This window comes from Bradyrhizobium sp. UFLA01-814, from assembly GCF_046718885.1.
GTDB classification, from domain to species: Bacteria; Pseudomonadota; Alphaproteobacteria; order Rhizobiales; family Xanthobacteraceae; genus Bradyrhizobium; species Bradyrhizobium elkanii.
The window spans coordinates 1-17,806 of the sequence record NZ_JAQOSR010000173.1 but is presented as its reverse complement, the minus strand read 5'-3'; the positions used below and the strand labels follow the sequence as shown (position 1 = coordinate 17,806).

Sequence of the window (17,806 nt, the reverse complement as noted above, 5' to 3'; positions counted from 1 at the left end):
GACGCCTTCACCTCCGAGGAATGTGCCAACTACCTCAAAAATTCAGGCTATCGAACTTAATGCCATCACGCTTTAGCTTGTTGTTTGGACGCGTTTTCTTCACGCGAACCGGTGTCCACTTCGCTCGAAAACGCTATAGCTCCGCGGCATCGACAACGAGAAAAGGCCGGCGGGCGTTACGCCACCGGCCTTCTCCTGCAGCTGCCGGTTCCCGGAGTCCGGTTCCGCTGCGATTCCACTAGGTCTTGAGCTTGCGACGACTGTTTTAATCAAATCTTAACGGCATGGCGGTGAGCTGGATCCTAGGACTCCTTCGTCGTGCGGCGTGGCTCATTCGTTCATCATGCTTGATGCGCTGCACATCGTTTTTGCGCCGATCGCACGCCGATTGTGCGCCACGCATCTTAGGGAATGCTCGACTCAGTGTTACCCTGTGATGCAAACCGAAACGGAGACTTCGGAATGCCGTACTACACCTTCGATCTCGTGGTGGGGGACGAGTTCCGTAATCAAGGAACCATCATCCTCGAAGACATCAGCCTCGCCTCCGACCGCGCCGACCAGCTCGCCAACGAGCTGTCGCAGGTCAAGCCGGAGCTGAAGGCGCGCGGCTGCGCGGTGCGCGTCACCGACATCGACCGGCGCGAGCTCTACCGCACGCCGCTCGATCCCGTGCCGCGGTGGCGCAGGGCGGGCTAGCGTACGTCGGTTAGATCTGCGGCGATCGCGCTTGCGCGATCCCAGTGTCCTGTTGCGCGACGGCGGGGACGTCTGCCCTGCCCGCCGTCAGCTTTGATGCGGTCCGCGCATCATCTTCAGCGCGTCCTCGATATGGCGCCAGTCGCGCGCGTCGTCGGTCTCGCCCTTGCTCTCGCAGGCCACGGCGTTCTGTGCGGCCTGGGCGATCGCCTCGGGGCCGTGCTTCAACAGCATCTGCCGCGCGATAGTGTGGATTTGCATCTCGGCTAACATGGCGCTCTCCTCGGCTGTCGACTGCTGACATCAGAAACCACTGAGCGCCGCGTCTGGTTCCAGCAGCGCGCCGGGCGCGCCACAATCAGCGGTTCCCACACGGCGCGGCGACGGTTACAGAAAGAGCCATGGCGCAGAATATCTACGACGATCCCGGCTTCTTCGCCGGCTACAGCCAGTTGCCGCGGCAGGTCCGCGGACTGCTCGGCGCGCCCGAATGGCCGGCGATCCGCGCCATGCTGCCCGATGTCGCGGGCAAGCGCGTGGTCGATCTCGGCTGCGGCTTCGGCTGGATGTCGCGCTGGATGCGCGAGCAAGGCGCATCCGACGTGCTCGGCATCGACCTCTCGCGGAACATGATCGCCCGCGCCGCGGCCATGACGCAGGATGCGGCGATCACCTACGAGATCGCCGACCTCGAGACGCTGGAGCTGCCGAAATCGACCTTCGATCTCGCCTACTCTGCCCTCACCTTCCACTACATCAGGGACTTCGATCGCCTGGCGCGCATGCTGTATCGCGCGCTGGTCCCGGAGGGGTATCTGGTCTTCACCATCGAGCATCCGATCTACATGGCGGCCGCTCATCCGGACTGGGGGCGGGACGAAGACGGCCGCAAGACCTGGCCGGTCAACCGCTACTTCATCGAGGGCGAACGCCGGACCGACTGGTATGTGAAGGGCGTGCTGAAATATCACCGCACCATCGGCACCACGCTCAACGCGTTGATCGGCGCCGGCTTCACGCTGCGCCATGTCGAGGAATTCTCCCCGACACGTGAGCAGATCAAGGCGATGCCCGAGCTGGCCGACGAGCTCGAACGCCCGATGATGCTGCTGGTGTCAGCGCAGCGCTAGGCCGCGAGCAGCTTGTCGAACTCCTCGGGCGGGTATGATTTCCCGTCCTTGTCGGTGATCACCACCTGCCATCCCTCGCTCGCCCAGACCTTGGCCTTGGCGATGATGATGAAGGTGCTCTCGCGCTCGATCCTGACCGTTTCGTTCTCGCGTTCTGCGATCATCTTGTAGGTCAACGCTTGTCCCTCGCCGACTTGGTCCATCCGGCGGTTTGTTGGCAGCGGCTTTGGGCCGGATTTCGCTGGGACTGTGACAATTTGGTGGAAGCGCCGGCGCCGGATATGGCAGCGCGCAATTTGCGGTCGCGCCTATGCGAGTTTTCCCATCAAGGTCGGCATATCCAGCGCCAATGAGTTGACGTTGACGCTGCGCGCGAACCGCATCTGCGGTCCCTCGAAGGTGCAGGTCACGGTATCGCGAAACGCCGATTCCACGAAGGTCCAGGTCATCACGAAGGTGCGCAGGTCGCGCCAGGTGCCGCTCGCGACCACGCGCATCACGTCCGGCTGGTACTCGTGATGCAGCTTGTTGCCGGTCATCGTCGTGGTGCCCTCGCGCGGCGCATCGAGGCCGACCTCGATCCGGTGCGTGCCTCTGCCGTCCTCGAGCGTGAAGGTGCAGGTCTTGTCGGCGAAGCTGAGATTGATCGATTTGATCGCGTCGGCATTGTCAGGCATGTGCCAGGTCTTGCCGGAAATCTGCGCTGCGACCGGCGACGAGGCCGGCACCAGCACCGGCAGCAACTGCAGGGCCGCCGTCCGCGCCTTCAGCTTGTCGGCGTCGGCATCGTTGTTCACCGCGGCACCGGCGAACATCGCCGGGAAATGACGGAATACCAGCTTGTTGAAACCGCTGCGTTGCGGAATGCCGGCGGTGATCGCCAGCACCGCATTGTGCTTGGGAAACACGAAGCTGAGCTGGTCGAACAGGCCGTCGGCATAGAACGTCTCCGGGCCAATCCACCATTGATAGCCGTAGGTGTCCTTGACGTGGGGCTGCTGCACCGCCGCCACCCATTCGGCCGGCAGCACCTGCTTGCCGTCCCACATGCCGTTCTGCGCATGCAGGATGCCGAGCTTGAGGCAATCGACCGTCTTCCAGCTGAGGCCATTGGCCCCGGGTGAAATGCCCTCCGGCCCGACCGGCCATTCATAGCCTGAAATTCCAAGAGGATCGAAAACCCGCGGCTTCAGATAGTCGGCCACGGCCTCCCCGGTCGTCTTCGTAACGATCGCGGACAGCAGATAGGTCGCGGCCGAGGTGTAGACCCATTTGGTGCCGGGCTGGTAGACGACCGGGATCTTGAAGAACTCCGCGACCCAGCTGGTCTTGATCGGCCGCCACGCCGAGCCGGAGGTCATCGACGCGTGACCGGTGCGCATGGTCAGGAGATCTTCGACCGTCATCGCCGCGAGCTTGTCGTCGACGACAGGCGGCAGCTTGTCCTCGAAGAACGAGACCGCCTTGTCCTGCAGGCCGAAGCGCTTGTCGGCGATCGCAAGCCCGACGGCGCAGGCGGTGACGCTCTTGGTCAGCGAATGCATCATGTGGTTGCGATCGGCACGGTACGGCGACCACCAGCCCTCGGCGACCACCTTGCCGTTGCGCCAGAGCATGAAGCTATGCAGTTCGTAGCCCTGGCGGTCGACCTCGTCGAGGAAATCCAGGATCGCCGATGACGCGATGCCCTGCTCGTCCGGCCGGCCGCGCGACAGTCCATCGGCAAACGCGGCCTCTGCCCGCGCCTCCGTCATGCCGAGCCGCCCGTCAGGCGCCAGCATGACCGCGGCGCCGCCCAGGAACAGCTGCAATGCCCCGCGCCGTGACGGCCGCCCCAATGCGAACCCGTCAGTTTCTTGATTGTTGTTTGGCATGGCCGCCCTCCGAAAGCAGAACGGAGGTTATGGCGCCGGCTCGCCCTGTCAACGCACGCGGCGCGCATGGCGGCCACAAGAAAAACCCCGCCCCGGAGGGACACCAGGGCGGGGAAGGTTCATTGGGTAGAAATCCACGCGCCTGGAAATGGAGAGCGCGGGGAAGTAGCGGCAACAATTCTATTTGCCGCCGTCGTTCGGACAACAGGATTAAAGCGCGCGCAACGCCGGGACTTTTTCCCGATCGAACCGGCAAAAATCCCGGACCTGGCTCGCGCCACGCTGGTCACTGCACGACGTCGAGCCTGACATTCGTGATGCCCTTGCCGATCATGCCGAGCGATTGCGCCGCAGAATGCGAGACGTCGACGATGCGCCCGGGGACATAGGGTCCGCGGTCATTGACGCGCACCGTGACCGAACGGCCGCTCTTGACGTCGGTGACGCGCAGCCTGGTGCCGAACGGCAATGTCGGATGCGCGGCGGTCAGTTCGCGCCCGTCGAACTTCTCGCCGCTCGCGGTCGGCTGCTCCTCGCTGTAGAAGCTCGCAACGCCATGCGAGGCGATCTTGCTGTCACCGGTCCTGCGCGAGGCATAGGGCGTATGCCTGCGCGTCGTGGCGATGCGTGTGCGCGTGGCCGAGGACGCAGCCCGTGTCGGCTCGATCGATGCCGGCCGGCTCGCGAGCGCCTGCGAGCGCTGGCTGACAACGGAGGACTGCGCACATGCGGCGAGCGACGCTGCGCCGATCATCACTGCAAGCAGCCGGAGCGGCTTTCGGGCATGGGCAAACGGGATCGGGGCCGCAGCACCATGCGCGCTGCGTTTGACGCCGACGTACGAGATGACTGCATCGTCGCGTGACATTGTTGCACCCCCAACTTGCGCCCCAGCCCAAGCCGAAAATCCAACGCCCTATCAGCCGAATCCAATCGGGGCGGAACGGTGGCGGAGCGCGGTCAGACGTGCCGGACGCGATGCGATTTGCCCTCGGGTGTGGTGGATGCGCCACACAACCCAGGGAGCTTTCATCCGGAATGCAGTAGGGGGCGCTGCGCGAGAGGATGTGGACGTTCGTGCCCTTCGTCCCCGGCTTGGGTTCCCCAAACACCCCAACCTCTCCACCCTCTCGCCTTGCTTTGGTCAAACCGGACTGGAGTCGTGGGGACCGGGTCAGGGGTCAATACAGAGCGTAAATTTGCCGGCCGCCCATTTGCGGTTGACCTTGGAATGAAACGGGGACCGCCATGCAATCGACACTGAAAGACGCAGATCCACACGATATTTTCGCGATCGAACCCAGCTTCGCTCCGGTACGTCCGGACAACGCCGCTGCGCCTGCCGGAAGGGCAGCGCCGGGGCAGCGCGAGCCCTATTTCGGCTCGAGCCTCGCGCCTTCGTCCGCGCCCGTCGCCTCGGTGCCGCCGGTCACGCCCATGTCAGTGGCGCCGGAGCCGCCGGCCGAGCCGGCCTATAGTGCGCCAAGCCATAACGGCCGACTGGACGACATCAGATTGGACCGCGCGCCGCGCCCCACCAGCAAATGGGCGATCCGCGCCTTCTGGTTCTGCTTCGCGATCGCCGGTGCCATGGGCACCGCGGCGTGGCAGCACTACGGCGATCGCGCCAAGCAGATGGCCGCCGAGTGGGCGCCCCAGATCGCTGCACTGACTTCGCTGATCCCGGGCAAGGCAGCCTCCGCCTCGGATCAGGCGAGCGCGCCCCCAGCGCAGGCGGCGACCACCGATCAGGCGGCAGCTGAAGCCGCACCGGCCACTCCGCCACAGGACGTCGCCACGGCCGCGCCCGCCGCAACTGCGCCCGCCCCCGCCGCAGCACCAGCTGCCGCGGCAGCTCCGGTCGCAGCGGCTGCGCCGGTCGCACCTAGTGTCCCGGCGGCGCCTGCAGCGGCACCCGACCAGACGCAGTTGCTGCAATCGATGGCGCGCGATCTCACGTCGATGGGACAACAGATCGAGCAGCTGAAGACCAGCATCGATCAGCTTAAGGCCAGCCAGGATCAGTTGGCACAGCGCGTCGCGAAGACGACCGAGACCAGGGCCGTCGAGCCGCGGCCGGTCGCTCCGCCGCGCCCACGCGCCGCGGTCACGCCACAGGCGGCGCCGCATGCCGCCGTTGCGCCGCCGCCGGTGCGCCGGCCGGCGCAGGCCTATATCCCGCCGCCTCCACCGCCCACAGCAGCAGCGCCGCTGCCGGCGCCCGCCGCCGCCCCGCAGGCGGTTGCACCGCGGCCGGTGCAGCAGCAGTCCTCGGTTGTTGACGCGGACGATGGCGGCCCGGTGGTTCGGCCGCCGATGCCGCTGCGCTGAAGCCTGACGGACCGGTAAAAAAGCGTGCGGCCGATCGCGATGACGCGATCGGCCGCAATACGCTTCGTATTCGAATTACGCGCTCTGTCCCGGGGGCAACACAACCACGGTCGCGCCCGGCTTGACCCGCTGATAGAGGTCGATCACGTCGCCATTGGTCATGCGAATGCAGCCCGCCGAGATCGCCTGCCCGATATATTCGGGCTGGTTGGTGCCATGGATGCGATAGAGCGTGTCCTTGTTGCCCTGGTAGAGGTAGATGCCCCGGGCGCCGAGCGGATTGGCCGGTCCACCGGCGACACGCTTCGGATACGGCCCGAGCCGCTCCTGGATATCCTGGGTCGGAACCCAATCCGGCCATTCGGCCAGGCGGCCGACGGTGGCGACGCCGGAGAAGGCCATCGCCTCCTCGCCGACGGCGACGCCGTACCGGATCGCCTTGCCGCCGGGCAGCACGTAATAGAGGTAGCGCGCGTCGGTATCGACCAGGATCGAACCCGGCTGCTCCCGACGGGTGTACTCGACAATGTGCCGCTGGAACTGCTGCGGGATCTTGGCATCCGCATAGGGCGGATGCGCCAGCAATTGCCGATCGCGCGACGTCATCGCGACATCCGTCGCCGGCGATAGCGTCGCCTGCATGCAGCCGCCAAGCGCAAGCGATCCCAACAGCACCGCAGCAAGCCCCAACTTTGACACGATCATTCTCCCCTGCGTCAACTTGTGCCACATGCTGCCGAAATCGTGCTTAAATCGTGGCAGCGCAGATTGGAACACGTCTGTTTGATCGGTTCTTTCCGTGAGTGTGTCCTGGCGGTTGCACTCGGTTCCCTTGGACGCTAGCCTCACAAAAAACGTCCAAAACCTCCGGAGGAAATTCATGCGTTACGCTCTGCTGATCGGCGGACTGATTGTCGCAGCAACCCCTGCCCATGCCGATCCGCGCGCGGCCTATGTCACGATGGTGCTGCAGGCCTTTGCTGCCAAGGTCGAGTGCCCCGGCACCGATCTGGTCTATCAGGACCTCGTGCAGCGGGCGCAGGACATGCATCTACCCGACGGCACCACCGAGAAGGTGCGCAAGGCGATCGCCTTCATGCATACCGGCGGCAAGATGGGCGAGAAGCAGGCCGACGACCTGATGACCGAAGTCGCGATCGCAACCCAGACCACCGACCTCGATCAGCGCCGTGCCGGCAGCATGACGACCTGGTGCCAGGACCAGAAGACTCGGCTCGCGGGTTACATCAGGACGAAGGAATAGAAAGCGTTTTCGAGCGAAGCCTGTCCCGCACTTGATGCGGGATGGGCACCGGTTCGCGTGAAGAGAACGCGTCAGACGAAAATCCTCAATCGAGCTCCGGCGGCGCGAACCAGTTGGTCAGCGACAGGCCGCCGTCGACCACGATCGACGCCCCGGTGACGTAACCGGAGAGCTTGTGCGAGAGCACGGCAAGCGCGATCGGTGCGAGATCGTCCGCCTGGCCAAGCCGTCCGAGCGGAATGTGTTTTGCCAGCGCGGGATCGGCGACGAAGCCGCCGGCCGCGATCGCGCCGGGCACCAGCGCATTGACGCGGATGCCATAGCGGCCCCAGCTCTTGGCAAGCTCCTTCACCAGCATCGCCATGCCGGCCTTCGCGGTCGAGTAGTGCGGCAGGTTGCGCGGCGTGCCGGCATGCAGCGAGGTGAGCAGAAGGAACGAGCCCGACGTTTTGGATGCGATCAGCTTGCGCGCCAGTTCGCGCGACAAATGAAAGCCGGCATCGAGATTGACCGCATGCATCTGCCGCCAGGTCTCTTCATCGACGGCCATCGCATGATCGGCTTCGCGGCGCGGCGGCGAAGCGCTGTGAACGAAATGGGTCACCTGCCCGACTGTGGCTTGCGCATGCGCCAGCAGGGCGTCGCACGCCGCGCGTTGCGCGAGATCGCCGGCCCACGCGACCGCGAGTTCGGGACGCGGCGCGGCCTTGATCGCGGCCAGAACCTTGTCCTCATGCAGATCGGCAAACACCGTCCGCACACCCTCGCCGACCAGGGCCTGCGCAATGGCGCGGCCGATGCCGTTGCCCGCGCCGCTCACCAGGGCTGTCTCGCGCGCGGGATCGAACGGCGATGTGAAGAGGCTCATGATCGCGAAACTCCCGGGATTGGCAGACCTGCGCTCAGTATGGCGGCGCCTTGCGCGCCCGCTGTGCCTTGGCGGCTTCGATCCACCAGGAAAAGTCGTCGGCAAAACGCGGAAAGGCGCGTTCGAGCGCCTTGCCGCCCTCGCCGATCGGCTTGCCCTCGGCCGACAGCGTCTGCGCAATCGGTCCCGCACCGATCGTGCTCGATATCACCACCATGCCCATCTCGGACAGCGTGCCGTGCCAGGCGGTCGCGGCGCGGACGCCGGCGAACCGCCCGGCCGAATAGCTTGCGATCGCCGCGGGACGCCAGAACCATTCCTCGAGGAAATGGTCGGTCAGGTTCTTCAGCCCGGGCTGGATACCCCAATTGTATTCGCCGGTGACGAACAGGAAGCCGTCGGCGTTGCGGATTTTTCCGGCGAGCGTTTCGAGCACGGCCGGTGCCTGCCCCTTGGGATGTTCCTTGTACATCCGGTCGAGCATCGGCAGGCCGATCTCCTTGGCATCGATCAACTCGACATCGTTGCCGCGCGCACGAAGGCCGTCGACGACGAAGTGTGCCAGCCGGATGCCCATGCGATCCGAGCGATACGAGCCGTAGAACACGAGAATGCGGTGGGTCATGACAAGCCGATCCTAGCACGGTGCGGCAGCAGCGTCCTACGGTGCGGCGCGCGGCGAGCCGCCGCGCACAAGCGTTAACCCGGCCTTCCGGCTCGCTTCGCCGGCATTAAGCAATTCGTCGCAGGTCCTTCGCGGTGGCCAAAAATCGCCAGATTTCTTTTCTGGATATGTTTTCGTCGAGAAGGAGGAACCGACATGCGGATCGCAAAGCTGGTTTTCGCAGGCTCGCTCGCAGCCATCGCTGCCGTTGCCACGCCTGCGCTGGGTAAGAGCACCGAGCGGCAGAAGGCCGACGAAAAATCCACCACCACCACCTCGTCCGGCTGCCAGGCCTATCAGCAGGCCGCCGATGGCACCTGGAACCAGCTCCCCTGCGGCGAAGCGGGCTCCAACGGCGCCACCCAACACCGCCCCGCGACCAAGGGCGCCGACGACGACGAGAACTGACGTGTCACGCCTTGCCGCCACGCGCGGCCGGGCGACGCGGCACCTTCGACTTTCGGACCAAACAGCCGGGACCGCTGCGGCGGCTCCCGCATCATAAACCCAAGCTTAATGCACGCCCGCTACGGTTGAGGCCTCCCCTCCCTCGTCAAGAAATGGCGCGCATCCCATGAAAATCGGTACTCTCCTGACGGCCGCGATCGTCTCATTGTCCGCGGTCGGCGGCGGACTGGCGGCCTATGTCGCGGTGACCAAGTACCAGACCATGGACAAGGTCTCGACCGCGCAGAGCCGGCTCGAGATCGTCCGCGCCGTCGGCGACATCCCGCGCTACATGAACTCCGAGCGCGGCATGTCCACCAACCTCTTGTTCAGCACCGGCGCGATCGACCAGAAGCAGATCGCCGATCTCGACAAGCTGCGCAAGCTGACCGACGGCGCGCTCGCCAAGGTCAATCAGGTCCGCGCCACGCTGCCCGGCTCGCTCGACGACGGCGAAGCGGTTGCGAGCACGATCGATGCGTTGAAGGCCAAGTTCGCCGCGCTCCGCGACGCGATCGAGAAGGCGATCGCAGGTCCGGTCGACGCCCGCCGCCCGGCGGCAACCAAGATCGTCGCCGACAACTCCGTCTTCAACGCCGGCGTCACCGTGCTGCTCGACGAGCAGGTGCGCCGCCTCGCCGGCCTTGACGGCAACGCCTACCGCCAGGCCAGCTACGCCAACGTCGCCTGGACGCTGCGCGACACCGGCGGCCTCAATGCCAGCCTGCACAAGGCGCTGGTCGGCGCCAAGCGCGTCGCGACCGAACAGGAAAAGCTGGAGCTGTTCCGCAGCACCGGCCGCACCGAGCAGATCCTCTCGACGCTGCAGGAGTTGCGCAACAATCCGGCGACATCGGCCAATGTCCTGACGGCGCTGGGCAAGATTCAGGCCGACTATGTCGAGCGTTTCGGCAAGGCCCTGAAGCTCGCCAAGGAAGGCGCGATCTCCGGCAAGTATGAGCAGGACGTCGAGACCTACTATGCCGAATCCCAGATCGGCCTCGCCTCCATCATCACCGTGCGCGACGCGTTCTACGAGAATGCCGAGCAAGGCCTTGCGAGCGCCTATTCGTCGGCGCGCTTCAGCTTCCTGGTGGCGCTGATCGGGCTGCTCGCGGTCGTTGCCGTCAGCGCCGGTCTGATCGTCATGGTCCGCCGCCGCATCCTCAACCCGATCGCCGCCCTCACCGGCCGGATGTCGCGCCTTGCCGCGGGTGAAGTCGTCGAGACAATCCCGGGCGCCGCACGCAAGGACGAGATCGGCGCGATGGCCGCCGCCGTGCAGGTGTTCAAGGACAACAAGATCGAGGCCGATCGCCTCGCTGCCGAGAAGGAAGCCGAGAACGACGTCAAGATGCGCCGCGCCCGCGTGCTCGACGACCTGACCCGCACCTTCGAAGCCAAGGTCACCGAGCTGGTCGGCGGATTGTCCGCGGCATCCTCGGTGATGGAGGAGACGGCGCAATCGATGTCGGACACCGCCGCCGCCACCAACCGCCAGGCCGCCGTCGTGGCCGCGGCATCCGATCAGACCTCGACCAACGTGCAGACGGTGGCGAGCGCGACCGAGGAGCTGACCTCCTCGATCTCGGAGATCGCCCGTCAGGTCGCGACCTCGACCGAGATCGCCGCGCGCGCGGTCGACCATGCCCGGCGCACCGGCGACACCGCGCGCTCGCTGGCCGAGGGCGCGCAGAAGATCGGCGACGTCGTGACGCTGATCCAGAGCATCGCGGCACAGACCAACCTGCTCGCGCTCAACGCCACCATCGAGGCGGCTCGCGCCGGCGAGGCCGGCCGCGGCTTTGCCGTGGTCGCGTCCGAGGTGAAGTCGCTGGCCGGCCAGACCGCGAAGGCAACCACGGAGATCTCCGAGCAAATCACCGCGATCCAGACCGCGAGCGACGAGACCGTGACGGCGATCCGAAGCGTCATCGACGTCATCACCGAGATCGACCAGATCGGCACCGCGATCGCCGCCGCGATCGAGGAACAGGGCTCGGCGACCAAGGAGATCTCGCGCAGCGTTCAGGAAGCCGCGCGCGGCACGCAGGAGGTCAATTCCAACATCTCCGGCGTGCAGCGCGCCGCCGACGACACCGGCGGCGCCGCGAACCAGGTGCTGGGCGCGGCCGAACAGCTCTCGACGCAGTCCAAGGACCTCGCCGGCCAGGTCAACCGCTTCCTCTCCGACGTGCGGGCGGCCTGAGGTGATGGCGGGGCACCGCCCCGCCCGTCACGGCTGACGAACCGTCTAGCCGCCGCGCAACCCGAGCACGCGGCGGGCGATCGCCTGGCGATGCACCTCGCTCGGGCCTTCGTACACCCGCATCAGGCGCGCCTTCTGCCATAGCGCGTTGAGCGGCAATTCCAGCGTCACGCCGAGCGCGCCGAGCGTCTGCATGGCGTGGTCGCAGGCGTCATAGGCCATCTCGGTCGCGAACACCTTGATCATCGAGGCCTCGTGGCGGATGTCCTCGCCGCGGTCGGTCTTGTCGGCGGCCTCGCGCACCATCAGCCGGCACGCATGCATGCGCGTGGAGATATCGGCGATCCACCACTGGATCGCCTGGCGCTCGGCGAGCTTGACGCCGAACGTCTCGCGCTGTTTGGCGTGCTCGCACATCATGTCGAGCGCACGCTTGGTGATGCCGACGCAGGTCGACCCCATCTCGAGCCGCCGCGTGCGCAGCCGCAGCTGCATCGGCGCGTAGCCCTTGCCGACTTCACCCAGCACGGACTCCTTCGGGATGCGGCAGTCCTCGAACACGATCTCGTAGGTCGAGCCGCCGCCGACCATCGGGATCTCGCGCTCGATGATGAAGCCCGCCGTGCCCTTTTCGACGATGAAGGAGGTGATGCCGCCCTGGCGCTGATCGTTGCCGACCCGCGCCATCACGATGACGAAGTCGGCGGCGCGTGCGTTGCTGATCCAGATCTTGCGGCCGTTGAGCACCCACTCGTCGCCTTCGAGCACCGCGCGCGTCTTCATGCCCGCGGGATCGCCGCCGGCGCCGGGCTCGGAGATCGCGATCGCCGATGCCATCCGGCCCTCGATATAGGGCTGCAGATATTTCTTCTTCTGCGCTTCGGTACCGACCGCCTGCAGCATGCGCAGGTTCGGCGAGTCCGGCGGCAGCACGAACGGCACGCAACTGCGGCCGAGTTCTTCGTGGACCGCAGCCATCGTGCGCGTCGGCAGGTCGTGACCACCGAGATCCTCGGGCGCATCGAGGCCCCAGAGGCCGAGCTCCTTCGAGACGTCGCGCAGCCGCTTGCGCTGTTCCGACGTGAGCTCGGGGTGATCGCTGCCGGGCAGCTTCGATTTCAGATAGTGCGGCTCGAGCGGGATCAGTTCGCGATCGACAAATCTCGCGACGGTCTCGCGGATCATGGCTGTCTGTTCATCATCGCTCATCTGAGATTCCTCGCCTGCGCTGTTGGCTTTCAGAAGACCAGTAGCGCATTTTTTGTCGACGGGAATAGCGGAAACGCGCAGCAGCGCTCACGCTCGCGCGATGGTTTCACGGCGCGGAATTCAATATCCCGCGGCGTGGTCGGCGCTTACGCAAATGCGCCGGACACGTCCATGCATCGAGCAGCCGATCGCGCCGCACGAGGTTGTTTGTCCGTGAGCAAGCGATCGACGCCGCGCTAATCGGCAAAGCCGACGTAGCGGACAAAATCGTTGTTGGCCTCGCGGTCGGAGCGCACTGCGTTGGCGGCAAAGCCGTCGTCGGGATAGCCCATCGCGACGCAGGTCATGATCACCTCGTCTTCCGGGATGTCGGCGACCTCGCGCACGATGTCGGAGCGCATGATGCCCTGGCCGTTGATCACGCTGCCAAGGCCGCGATCCCAGGCCGCCAGCACGATGCCGTAGCAGAGCGCGCCGAGATCGAAATGGCAGACCGCGCCGGGATCGAGGATCCGGTCGTAAGTCAGGACCAGCGACACCGGAGCATCGAACTGACGGAAGCCGCGCAGCACCCAATCCTGCCGCATCGGCTTGTCGTCGCGGGCGATCCCCATCGCGCCGAACAGCTTCTTGGCGATGTCGACCTGGCGGCCGCGGTGCACGCCCTGGTACTCGCCATGGCTGACGATGTCGCGCTTCACCTTGGCGCCGGCGACCATCTCGTCCATGTTGCGGCGGCGCACTTCCTCCAGCGGCGCCCCGGTCAGGACGTGGACATGCCAGGGCTGGGTGTTCATCGAGGACGGCGCGCGCTTGGCCACCTCGATGATCTCCTCGACGGTCGCCCGCGACACCGGCTGCTTCTTGAACCCGCGCACGCTTTTGCGTGACTGTACCAGCGTCTCGAATTCCATTCCGCGCTTCCCCGATTTTGTTCCGCGCTGCACGCGGAATTTCCTTGATCTGATCGGGGTATTTTATCGACAAAATCGGCCATGGGAACTTGATCGGGCCAAGAAGCCCGTATCCAATCCGGCGACTGGTTTGGTTTAGGGAGAACCCAGATGAAGCGGATTTTCTTGGCGGCCGTGATCGCGACCTTTGCCGCCGGTTCGGCATTTGCACAGGACGCCTCCTGCGAGACGAAGGCGGTCGGCAAGGACGGCAAGCCGCTGGCCGGCGCGGCCAAGACCTCGTTCATGAAGAAGTGCACCACCGATGCCTGCGCGAGCAAGGCGGTCGGCTCCGACGGCAAGAAGCTCGCCGGCGCGGCCAAAACCTCGTTCATGAAGAAGTGCCAGAGCGGCGCCTGAGCCCCTCACCGACGCCTTTTCACCCGCTCATCGGGACAGACTTTAATCGGGACAGACCATCGGGTCGCGCAGGGCGCGGCCCGAACGGCTATTGGCCGGTGGATCGCCCCTGACGGCGGGCGCCCTCAGAACGAAACGCCGACCCGCACGCCCCTGCGCCAGACCCGCCGGCAACGCTTCCTGGTGTTGCCGTGAAACATTTCGAAACGTTCGGGCAGATCGACCGGCTTCGAGAATTCCAGGCAGGCCCCGCCGGCGGAATAGTCCACCAGCCGGCATTCGATCAGTGGCGCCTTCGGTTCAAGCTGGAGCTTGACCACACTGGACACGCATCCGCTCGGACGAACACGCGCAAATCTCCGGGGATGCATCAGGCCGCCTCTGGTGAAATCGTACCCACAGGCTCGTCGGCGGTCGTTAAGATTCCGTTCAGATCGATGGTTACGAACCGTGTCTGCGGGACGGATCGGCGTCGGTGACGCCCGGACGGCGCGAGGCGGCCAGCGTCTCCGACGGCGCTTCCCCGAACTGCGACCGATAGCTGCGCGAAAAATCGCTCAGGTGCCAAAATCCGTAGGCCAGCGCGCACGTCTTGACGCTCGGCGCACCGGCAAGCAGTTGCTGGCGCACCAGCCAGAGCCGGCGCAACCGCAAATAGCGATGCAGGCTGATGCCCCGGTAGCGCTGGATGGCATCATGCAGCGTGCGCACCGACACCCCGATCTGCCTGGCGAGTTCGCCGCTGTAGATCGGGTGCGCCACGTCGCCTGCCAGAATTGCGCGCGCGTCGTTGAAGACCTTGAACTGGCGCGTCGTGTTGGCCCGCGTCGTCCATTTGGCCGGCACGATCTCGGCGAAGGCGTTGTCGATCGCCGCAAGCAGCGTCTCCTTGATCGACTCGCCGCTGGCGAACGAGGCATCGTCGGTCGGCTGCGAGGTCACGAGCAGGATGTGCCTTACCACTTCACGCAGCCGATCCTGCGCGCGTTGAGAAATTTCGTGAATGCTGAAATGAAGACCCGCCTGCGGCCAGCCGCGGTCGACAATCTCCGGCGTAAACATCACCGAAGCATATTGCCGGGGCGTCTCCTCCACCGACGAGTAGAACGCGCCGCCGCCACCGAGCACAATGACCGCGCGATCGCGCTCGACGCCGTTGAAGCGGATCGGGACCCCGTCATCCATCGTGAAGCCGACCGCGGTGGTGTGCGGCGCAAGCTGCGCGTCGACGATCCGCGGAAAGGACTGCGTGTAGTTGAGCTCGCATCCTGGCAAACTCAGGATGACCTGCTCGGCCGAAATCTTCCGCGCAAGTGGCGTGAAATCAACATCCAGATTTCGGATCGAACTCCGGAATGCATCGACATCGTCAAAACGAAAGACTCTCGGCACCGGCAACGGCGCCGTCAAATGACCGCTCCTGTGAAATGCTCTTGAAAAATTGCTCGCGACGCGGCGCCTTGCGCGCCGGCCTCATCAATAACTTTCGTGCACAAAATGCGAATCGTCCAATAGGTTCAATCAGGAAAAATGCGGTCCGTTCGTCGAACCGGACAATCCGGTAATGTAACGCGGCTGCCGAATTTCGATAGTCTTTAGCGGGATATCCACCGCCGAGATCGATCCTCCCCATCAATTTCTATACCCCTATTAAAGATTCGGGGAGCAGATTGGCACTGGGAACGATGATGTTCCTCGTCGCGGACCATTTTAGAGACCGCAATGACAGTCATTGCCTCGCCCGATCTTATTGCCAAGCTCGACCATGTCTTGAGAGCCGGTTCCCCAGACCTCCGCACGCGCATGCTGCAGGAGGTGGCCGGGATGTTTCTCGACGACGCTCACCGTCTCAGCGCGCACCACGTCGAGATGTTCGACGGCATCCTGGTCCGACTGACCGAGAGCGTCGAACTGCGGACCCTGACCACGCTCAGCCGCTCGCTTGCCGATTTGCGCCTGGTGCCGCTGGAACTCGCGCGCCGTCTGGCCAACCATGACGACGCTGATGTCGCCGCTCCGATCCTGCGCAAATGCGAATGCCTCCCCGATGCCGACCTGATCGACATCGCCTGGATGCGGGCCGAGGGACATCTCTGCGCGATCGCAGGACGCAAGGCCGTCAATGCGGAGCTCACGGACATTCTCTTGATGCGGGGCGACAGCAGCGTACTTCGAGTCCTCGCGCGCAATCCCGGCGCCGATCTGACCAGCGCGGGCCTCGCCATGATGGTCGATGCCGCCGAGCGCGACGACGACATCGCCGACGCGCTGATATCGCGCAGCGACCTGCCCCACCGCGTTCTTGTCGACCTCGTGATGCGATCGACGCCGCGCCAACAGGCCCGACTGCTCAAACGCGCACGCCCCGACATTCAGGACGCGATCCGCGCTGCGATCGACGCAAGCGCAGCCCGCGCCTCCGCAACCCCACCAGCCACAATCGACTATGCGGAGGCGCGGGCCACCGTGCTGGCCTTAAACAGAACCGGGCAGTTGAACGATTCCAGCGTCAACCGTTTCGCGATCAGGCGAGAGGTCCGCAACGTCGTTGCGGCGCTGGCGCAGCTTGCAACCGTTCCGATCGAGACGATCACACCGCTGATAGAAGCCGCCGACATCAGCGGACTCGTGATCGCCTGCCGCGCATCGCGACTGAACTGGAACACGACGGCTGCCATCGTCAGCTACCGGAAGGCCGGGCTGACGGTTGCACCGGATGAGCTGCAGCGCGCACGGGACATGTTTGAAGGACTGGCGCTATCCAACGCGCAGCGCACGATCCGGTTTGGTTCGCTTAGCGAGCTGACCGCGAAGCGCTCCCAGGCGGTGTGAGTGATGCAATGACATATGGTGACCGCAGGGCGGAACGCGTCAGGCTCGAGACGCGCTATCCCGTCAATCTCATGGGTGTCGACGGCACGTGGCGGCGGAGTTGCATCCTGCTCGACGTCTCGCAGAGCGGGGCCCGGCTCGAGGTCGACGGAACGCTCGATGTGCTGAAGGCCCAGGAGTTCTTCCTGGTGCTGTCCTCGCGCGGACTGGCCTTCCGCCGCTGCGAGCTGGTTCGCGTCGACGGCGCCGAGATCGGCGTGAGATTCATCGAAGAGCGAAGGCGAAAGGGACGTCCCGTGATTCCGAAATGAGGATTCGCGGCGTCAGACCTGAAGGAAAGTTGACGACATGAGCGTGCAGAGAGCGACCAACATCGCGGTATCGATCGCCTCCGCCGCACCATTGCGCGGGACCATCGAGATCGACTGCGCCGGCACCATCGCGACGTTTGCGATCGACGAGGAAATGGCGCATCGCCTGTGCGCCGATCTGGAACGGTTTCTGACCCAGGCTCAGCACAAGACCCGCGCAGCACGCTGACATTGACCTGCGGACGGCGCGCAGCCCTACTCCCGCTTGAAGCGATAGTCGAAGCGATCGCCATCCGCCCTGATCAGGCCGACCGTCGGGGCCGGAAAATGGATCGGCAGGATCAGCGTGTCGGTCCCGGCAACCGAGGCAAAGAACTTCCGCCGCGATAGTGCCGACTGCTTCGGGTCCCAATCGGGCTTGGCCGACCACTCCGGCTCGCGGCACTGGATCGCATGGTGCATCAGGTCGCCCGCGACCACCGCGCGCTGACCCTTCGAGAAGATATTGACGCAGCAATGGCAGGGCGAATGGCCCGGCGTCGGCGTCAGCGTCACGGTGTCGTCGAGCGCATAGTCGTCGTCGACCAGCAGCGCCTGCCCGGCCTCGACGATCGGCAGGCAATTGTCGCGGAACACCGTGCCGGGCGGATTGGCG

At 65.2% G+C, this 17,806-nt stretch carries 21 protein-coding genes and 1 pseudogene; 10 read left to right on the top strand and 12 right to left on the bottom strand.

Going from position 1 to position 17,806, the window contains the following annotated elements:
- The first annotated feature begins 462 nt into the window (after positions 1–462).
- Entirely contained in the window at positions 463–699 is a 237-nt protein-coding gene (locus PMN64_RS35490) for a hypothetical protein (protein WP_016840755.1), read from the top strand.
- Positions 700–786: 87 nt separating this feature from the next.
- On the opposite strand, the gene PMN64_RS35485 is transcribed toward PMN64_RS35490, so the two are convergent.
- The gene (locus tag PMN64_RS35485) at positions 787–972 is read right to left on the bottom strand and encodes a hypothetical protein (RefSeq protein ID WP_016840754.1); all 186 of its coding nucleotides are present in this window, start codon (positions 970–972) and stop codon (positions 787–789) included.
- A gap of 128 nt (positions 973–1,100) precedes the next feature.
- On the opposite strand from PMN64_RS35485, the gene PMN64_RS35480 reads away from it, so the two are divergent.
- Complete coding sequence (locus PMN64_RS35480) at positions 1,101–1,829, top strand: class I SAM-dependent methyltransferase (protein ID WP_411784076.1); 729 nt, start codon at positions 1,101–1,103, stop codon at positions 1,827–1,829.
- Here PMN64_RS35480 and PMN64_RS35475 read toward each other — a convergent pair.
- The 3 genes from PMN64_RS35475 to PMN64_RS35465 form a co-directional block, all read right to left on the bottom strand.
- Positions 1,826–2,032 carry a hypothetical protein gene (locus tag PMN64_RS35475; protein WP_304500020.1) on the bottom strand — a complete coding sequence of 69 codons (207 nt, stop codon included), beginning with the start codon at positions 2,030–2,032 and terminating at the stop codon, positions 1,826–1,828. The two genes, PMN64_RS35480 and PMN64_RS35475, sit on opposite strands and share 4 nt — an antisense overlap.
- Positions 2,033–2,137: 105 nt before the next feature.
- Complete coding sequence (locus PMN64_RS35470; RefSeq protein ID WP_411784075.1) at positions 2,138–3,703, bottom strand: serine hydrolase domain-containing protein; 1,566 nt, start codon at positions 3,701–3,703, stop codon at positions 2,138–2,140.
- A gap of 286 nt (positions 3,704–3,989) precedes the next feature.
- A complete protein-coding gene (locus PMN64_RS35465) occupies positions 3,990–4,571 on the bottom strand; it encodes a septal ring lytic transglycosylase RlpA family protein (RefSeq protein WP_411784074.1) in 582 nt (193 codons plus the stop codon).
- 380 nt (positions 4,572–4,951) lie between these two features.
- Here PMN64_RS35465 and PMN64_RS35460 point away from each other — a divergent pair, with 380 nt between their 5' ends.
- Entirely contained in the window at positions 4,952–6,034 is a 1,083-nt protein-coding gene (locus tag PMN64_RS35460) for a hypothetical protein (protein WP_411784073.1), read from the top strand.
- A gap of 75 nt (positions 6,035–6,109) precedes the next feature.
- Here PMN64_RS35460 and PMN64_RS35455 read toward each other — a convergent pair whose 3' ends face one another.
- Positions 6,110–6,739 carry a L,D-transpeptidase gene (locus PMN64_RS35455; RefSeq protein WP_411784072.1) on the bottom strand — a complete coding sequence of 210 codons (630 nt, stop codon included), beginning with the start codon at positions 6,737–6,739 and terminating at the stop codon, positions 6,110–6,112.
- Positions 6,740–6,914: 175 nt separating this feature from the next.
- On the opposite strand from PMN64_RS35455, the gene PMN64_RS35450 reads away from it, so the two are divergent.
- Positions 6,915–7,298 carry a hypothetical protein gene (locus PMN64_RS35450; protein WP_016843931.1) on the top strand — a complete coding sequence of 128 codons (384 nt, stop codon included), beginning with the start codon at positions 6,915–6,917 and terminating at the stop codon, positions 7,296–7,298.
- Between the two features lie 85 nt (positions 7,299–7,383).
- On the opposite strand, the gene PMN64_RS35445 is transcribed toward PMN64_RS35450, so the two are convergent.
- Positions 7,384–8,166 carry an SDR family NAD(P)-dependent oxidoreductase gene (locus tag PMN64_RS35445; RefSeq protein WP_411784071.1) on the bottom strand — a complete coding sequence of 261 codons (783 nt, stop codon included), beginning with the start codon at positions 8,164–8,166 and terminating at the stop codon, positions 7,384–7,386.
- Positions 8,167–8,200: 34 nt separating this feature from the next.
- Positions 8,201–8,791: an NADPH-dependent FMN reductase gene (locus tag PMN64_RS35440; RefSeq protein ID WP_411784069.1), complete on the bottom strand. Its 591-nt coding sequence runs from the start codon at positions 8,789–8,791 to the stop codon at positions 8,201–8,203.
- A 195-nt stretch (positions 8,792–8,986) separates the two neighbouring features.
- Between PMN64_RS35440 and PMN64_RS35435 the strand changes: the two genes are divergently transcribed.
- Both PMN64_RS35435 and PMN64_RS35430 read left to right on the top strand, forming a co-directional pair.
- Positions 8,987–9,238, top strand: a complete 252-nt coding sequence (locus PMN64_RS35435; protein WP_411784068.1) for a hypothetical protein — start codon at positions 8,987–8,989, stop codon at positions 9,236–9,238.
- Positions 9,239–9,404: 166 nt separating this feature from the next.
- A complete protein-coding gene (locus PMN64_RS35430) occupies positions 9,405–11,486 on the top strand; it encodes a methyl-accepting chemotaxis protein (protein WP_411784067.1) in 2,082 nt (693 codons plus the stop codon).
- 45 nt (positions 11,487–11,531) lie between these two features.
- Here the strand turns inward: PMN64_RS35430 and PMN64_RS35425 are convergent, their stop codons facing one another.
- Positions 11,532–12,695: an acyl-CoA dehydrogenase family protein gene (locus PMN64_RS35425; protein WP_411784066.1), complete on the bottom strand. Its 1,164-nt coding sequence runs from the start codon at positions 12,693–12,695 to the stop codon at positions 11,532–11,534.
- A gap of 236 nt (positions 12,696–12,931) precedes the next feature.
- The gene (locus tag PMN64_RS35420) at positions 12,932–13,609 is read right to left on the bottom strand and encodes a nitroreductase (protein WP_028344870.1); all 678 of its coding nucleotides are present in this window, start codon (positions 13,607–13,609) and stop codon (positions 12,932–12,934) included.
- A gap of 150 nt (positions 13,610–13,759) precedes the next feature.
- Here PMN64_RS35420 and PMN64_RS35415 point away from each other — a divergent pair, with 150 nt between their 5' ends.
- Positions 13,760–14,008 (top strand): hypothetical protein, encoded by a 249-nt coding sequence (locus PMN64_RS35415; protein ID WP_028344869.1) that lies wholly within the window; start codon positions 13,760–13,762, stop codon positions 14,006–14,008.
- A gap of 125 nt (positions 14,009–14,133) precedes the next feature.
- Here the strand turns inward: PMN64_RS35415 and PMN64_RS35410 are convergent, their stop codons facing one another.
- Positions 14,134–14,379 (bottom strand): PilZ domain-containing protein, encoded by a 246-nt coding sequence (locus PMN64_RS35410; RefSeq protein WP_028344868.1) that lies wholly within the window; start codon positions 14,377–14,379, stop codon positions 14,134–14,136.
- 70 nt (positions 14,380–14,449) lie between these two features.
- Positions 14,450–15,418 carry a helix-turn-helix domain-containing protein gene (locus PMN64_RS35405; RefSeq protein ID WP_411784065.1) on the bottom strand — a complete coding sequence of 323 codons (969 nt, stop codon included), beginning with the start codon at positions 15,416–15,418 and terminating at the stop codon, positions 14,450–14,452.
- Positions 15,419–15,730: 312 nt separating this feature from the next.
- On the opposite strand from PMN64_RS35405, the gene PMN64_RS35400 reads away from it, so the two are divergent.
- From PMN64_RS35400 to PMN64_RS35390, 3 genes are read left to right on the top strand one after another with little or no spacing between them, the layout of a single operon-like run.
- Entirely contained in the window at positions 15,731–16,840 is a 1,110-nt protein-coding gene (locus PMN64_RS35400; protein ID WP_028344867.1) for a DUF2336 domain-containing protein, read from the top strand.
- An 8-nt stretch (positions 16,841–16,848) separates the two neighbouring features.
- Positions 16,849–17,151 (top strand): PilZ domain-containing protein, encoded by a 303-nt coding sequence (locus PMN64_RS35395; protein ID WP_038383769.1) that lies wholly within the window; start codon positions 16,849–16,851, stop codon positions 17,149–17,151.
- A gap of 37 nt (positions 17,152–17,188) precedes the next feature.
- Entirely contained in the window at positions 17,189–17,380 is a 192-nt protein-coding gene (locus PMN64_RS35390; RefSeq protein ID WP_411784064.1) for a hypothetical protein, read from the top strand.
- Positions 17,381–17,406: 26 nt separating this feature from the next.
- On the opposite strand, the pseudogene PMN64_RS35385 reads toward PMN64_RS35390, so the two are convergent.
- Positions 17,407–17,806 (bottom strand): annotated as a pseudogene (locus PMN64_RS35385) (MBL fold metallo-hydrolase); the annotation flags it as partial.